Genomic DNA, 3,713 nt, shown 5'->3' on the forward strand with positions numbered 1-3,713 from the left:
CGTCGCGCCAGCCGAGCGTTTGCAGCCCTTCGGCTTCGACGATTTTTTCCACCGCCGCGCAGGCTGCCGCGGCGTCTTTGGACGATTGCGGCAAGAACGCAATCCCGGTGGCGTAGCTGCCCGCGGGCGGCAGCTCGAACTCCACCACCGAGCGCAGGAACTTGTCGGGAACCTGGATCAGGATGCCGGCGCCGTCACCGCTGTGCGGCTCGGCGCCTTGGGCGCCGCGGTGCTCGAGGTTGAGCAGCGCGGTGATCGCCTTGTCCACGATGTCGCGGCTACGGCGGCCATGCATGTCCACGACCATGGCCACCCCGCACGAGTCGTGCTCGAACGCGGGGTTGTACAGGCCGACGCGGTTGGGCGCCATTCCCACCTGACCCTTCACGAAAACTTTCTGCGCGGCATATAAACGGCTCCGTCGGCGCCGCGCCCCCGGAGGTTGCGGGCTAGGCCCCTTCGGTCTTGTCGATACGGTGGTCACCAAGCGGTGATGATCCGGTCAGGGGATGCGTCCGTGCAGCGCTGAACGGTGGCCCTGTACCCGGTCTCGACAAGTCGTAAAACGATATGACAAAAACCGCCTGACATGCCAACTTCGTCAATAGTAGCCGTTCAATGCAGTGGTCGGCCCGAACGCGTTTTTACTGCGACGCCCGTCACGTCGTACGCGATGACAGCTGGTCACAGATCACGGGTGGCGGGTGATGCGGCTCACCTAAGCAAATCGAGGGTCGGGAAAGGCCAGCTTCTGTTTACGTCCTCCCGGGGCCGAACCGCAGGGCAACGGGTGACCGATACTGGTCGCATGCCCCCCGTTGCCGATGGGCCACCGCGCCTTTCCGCACCGAGCAGAATGCGGAAATCTGATGAGCGAGCGTGACGACTTCCTGAGGGACCGGCTGCGTCCTGCATCCCCTGCCGGCCCGCCTCCGGCGCAGCCGCCACATGCCCAGGCTCAACATCAGCCGACCATGCCGCTGCCCGCCTACCCGGCGCCAGCGCGACCTCGCCCGACGGCGGCCCCTCCCCCGCCACGGCCGGCTTCGGTCCCACACCGCCCTTCACCCGCGTGGAGACCGGCGCCCGCAAAGCCCGTTGCCCGCCCGGCGCGCCCGCAGCCCACCCGCGGCTGGCGACACGTCGTGCTGGTGGCCACACTCGGCTTGGTCAATCTGGGCCCCTCGCTGCAGGAGCGCCAAGAGGCCCAGTTCGAAGCGGCCGTCCGGTCCGTTCTGCGTGGCAACTACAAGGTTGGCGTCTTGGGCAAGGGCGGTGTCGGGAAAACGACTGTGGCGGCCAGCGTCGGCTCGATCTTCGCCGAGCTGCGCCAGCAGGACCGGGTAGTCGCAGTCGACGCCGACACCGCGTTCGGCAGGCTCGCCAGCAGGATCGACCCGCGGACCCAGACCTCGTATTGGGAGCTCGCCGCGGACAAGAACCTGCGGTCGTTCGCCGATGTGCGCGCCCGGGTTGGCACCAATTCCGCTGGCCTGCATGTGCTGGCCGGTGATTCGCCCACCGGTCGGCGTCGCGTACTCGACCCGGCCATCTATCGAGAAGCCGCGTTGCGGCTTGATCGCCATTTCACGATTTCGATCGTCGATTGCGGTTCGACGATGGACGCGCCGGTCACCCAGGAGGCGCTACGTGACCTGGATGCGCTGATCGTGGTGTCGTCGCCGTGGGCCGACGGCGCATCGGCGGCGGCGCAGACCATGGAGTGGCTGGCCGAGCACGGCCGCACCGGTCTGCTACAGCGCAGCGTTGTGGTGCTCAACGACTCTGACGGGCACGCGGATAGACGCACCCGCTCGATGCTGGCACGCCAGTTCACCGACCGTGGACAAAAGGTGGTCGAGGTGCCGTTCGACCCGCATCTCCGGCCCGGCGGCGTCATCGACGTGCGCAGTGAGATGGCTCCGGCAACGAGACGCCGATTTCTGGAGATCGCCGCGACGGTCGCGCAATATTTCGCGTCGCGTCCCGAGAATGCGCGAAACCGGCTCGCCACCTGACGCGCCGTCACCCGCTTTCGGCGACGCGCTTCAGTCCGGCGCTTTCCATTCCGAGATATTCGCGGATTCTGGATCGGGCGATCATCGACCCCAGCCACGCCAGCGGGCCGCTGCCCCTGAATTCCAGGGTTGTCCGTACATGGTCTCCAGCGTCTTCGATGCGATGCACCGCCTCGAGGGTCAGCCCCGGCTGCTTGGCCACCCAGGTGAAGTTGCGCATCGGCTCCAGTTCGGTCACCGTCCACACCATCGGTCGACCTTTCGGCTGGACCACCCGGGATCGGCTGCCTACCCTGAGCGGACCGTCGTCGAGGCGCTTGATTTCCCGCATCGACGCGGTCCAGGAAGGCCAGCCCTCCACGTCGACCAACAGCTGCCAGACTCGTTCGGCCGGGGCGTGCACGGTTTCCTCACACACATCTCGCATCCGCGAACCACCTCCGCGCGCATCATGTCACCTGGTTTACCGCGGCCGACCACCAGTCAGGTGGTGCTGTCGAAAGCCGCGACGCGCGCGAACGGATCGACCGTGGCCTCGATTTTGGTGATCAGCTCGTCGCGGATCGTCAGCACGAGCACGGCGAACAGTCGTCGTCGGGCGAACGCCAGCAGCACGGGCTGCCCGGCGGGTCCGCTGACCAGCGTCACGCCGGGGCCCAGATACCGCAGCAAGCTGGTGGCGACGGCGTCCGGTCCGTGGTTGACCTGTTGCGGCGGAGCCGGGTCGGCCAGCAGGGTTGCCGCTCCCCACACCGTCGGATCGAGCGCCGCAGCCAACGCCTCGATGTCTCCGTTAGCGCATGCGGTGATGAACTTCTCAGCGACGAGCGCATGCTCGGTCGGGGCCACCTCGGTTAGCTTCGGGCCGGCCTGGGTGAACTTCGCACGCGCCCGCCGGGCCAGCTGACGGCAGGTGCCGACCGGACGGCCCACCGTTTCTGCGATCGCGTCGAACGGAATCTGAAAAACGTCGTGCAGCACGAAGGCCACCCGTTCGCCGGGGCTCAGCCGGCGCAGCACTTCTAGCAGTGCCGCACGCACCTCGTCGTCGAGTGTGACCCGATCGGCGGGGTCGAGTCGCCGGGTTTGGTTGACCGCCGACTCCTGCTGGTCGATCTCGGCCGGCTGCTCGTAGCGGGCGTGCGCCGAACGCAGCTGATCGAGGCAGATTCGGCTTGCCACCACGGTCAGCCAGCCGCGCACATCGTCGATCTGGTCCGGATCGGTGCGGGATAGCCGCAGAAAAGCTTCTTGCGCAACATCTTCGGCGTCGCCGACGTCGCCGAGCATCTGGTAGGCCAGATTCACCAGATATGGGCGATGGTGACGCCAGGCCTCGGTGACCTGATCGCTTGGTGGTTGGCTCATGTACTCACGACGATCCGGGGTCGGTAAAAGTTACAGGTCACCTGTCGAACTTCCCCGCGTCGGCACGGATGTCATCGGGTGAGGATGAGGTACTGCGCGGCCAACTCCTGGTGGGTGTTGTCGAGCTGCCGCGCAACGGCTTTGACCGCGAACCTGTCGACCGTGGCTATGCACCAGTGGCGGGGCACCAACCCATTTTCCTCATCTAGGCGCACACAGCGGCTTTGCGGCAGCCCGGCCACCGCCTGTGCGGAGTGGGATGCGGGCCGGCGCGCGGTGTCATCTCCGAGTGCCTTGGCCAACCGCTGCGCACTCTCAGGGTCCTTG

The 3,713-nt window shown here is 66.8% G+C and carries 5 protein-coding genes; 1 reads left to right on the plus strand and 4 read right to left on the minus strand.

What is annotated here, in order from left to right; translation table 11 throughout:
• Positions 1 to 370 (minus strand): hypothetical protein (locus tag VFA16_RS21325; protein ID WP_324969747.1); only part of this gene is annotated, 370 nt, incomplete at its 3' end.
• A gap of 499 nt (positions 371 to 869) precedes the next feature.
• Here VFA16_RS21325 and VFA16_RS21330 point away from each other — a divergent pair.
• Positions 870 to 2,018 (plus strand): MinD/ParA family protein, encoded by a 1,149-nt coding sequence (locus VFA16_RS21330; RefSeq protein ID WP_324969744.1) that lies wholly within the window; start codon positions 870 to 872, stop codon positions 2,016 to 2,018.
• A gap of 7 nt (positions 2,019 to 2,025) precedes the next feature.
• Here VFA16_RS21330 and VFA16_RS21335 read toward each other — a convergent pair whose 3' ends face one another.
• From VFA16_RS21335 to VFA16_RS21345, 3 genes are all read right to left on the minus strand, one after another.
• The gene (locus tag VFA16_RS21335) at positions 2,026 to 2,445 is read right to left on the minus strand and encodes an SRPBCC family protein (protein WP_324969745.1); all 420 of its coding nucleotides are present in this window, start codon (positions 2,443 to 2,445) and stop codon (positions 2,026 to 2,028) included.
• Between the two features lie 56 nt (positions 2,446 to 2,501).
• Complete coding sequence (gene sigI, locus VFA16_RS21340; protein ID WP_324969746.1) at positions 2,502 to 3,386, minus strand: RNA polymerase sigma factor SigI; 885 nt, start codon at positions 3,384 to 3,386, stop codon at positions 2,502 to 2,504.
• A 71-nt stretch (positions 3,387 to 3,457) separates the two neighbouring features.
• A partial coding sequence (locus VFA16_RS21345; protein ID WP_422656562.1) for a DUF7373 family lipoprotein occupies positions 3,458 to 3,713 on the minus strand: 256 nt, incomplete at its 5' end.

The sequence above is a fragment of the Mycobacterium sp. genome, assembly GCF_035653355.1.
Lineage (GTDB): Bacteria > Actinomycetota > Actinomycetes > Mycobacteriales > Mycobacteriaceae > Mycobacterium.

Excerpts from the sequence above, each read along its gene's own strand:
- VFA16_RS21335 (WP_324969745.1), bottom strand. The coding sequence starts at position 2,445 with ATGCGAGATGTGTGTGAGGAAACCGTGCACGCCCCGGCCGAACGAGTC.
- VFA16_RS21330 (WP_324969744.1), top strand. The coding sequence starts at position 870 with ATGAGCGAGCGTGACGACTTCCTGAGGGACCGGCTGCGTCCTGCATCC.
- sigI (WP_324969746.1), bottom strand. The coding sequence starts at position 3,386 with ATGAGCCAACCACCAAGCGATCAGGTCACCGAGGCCTGGCGTCACCAT.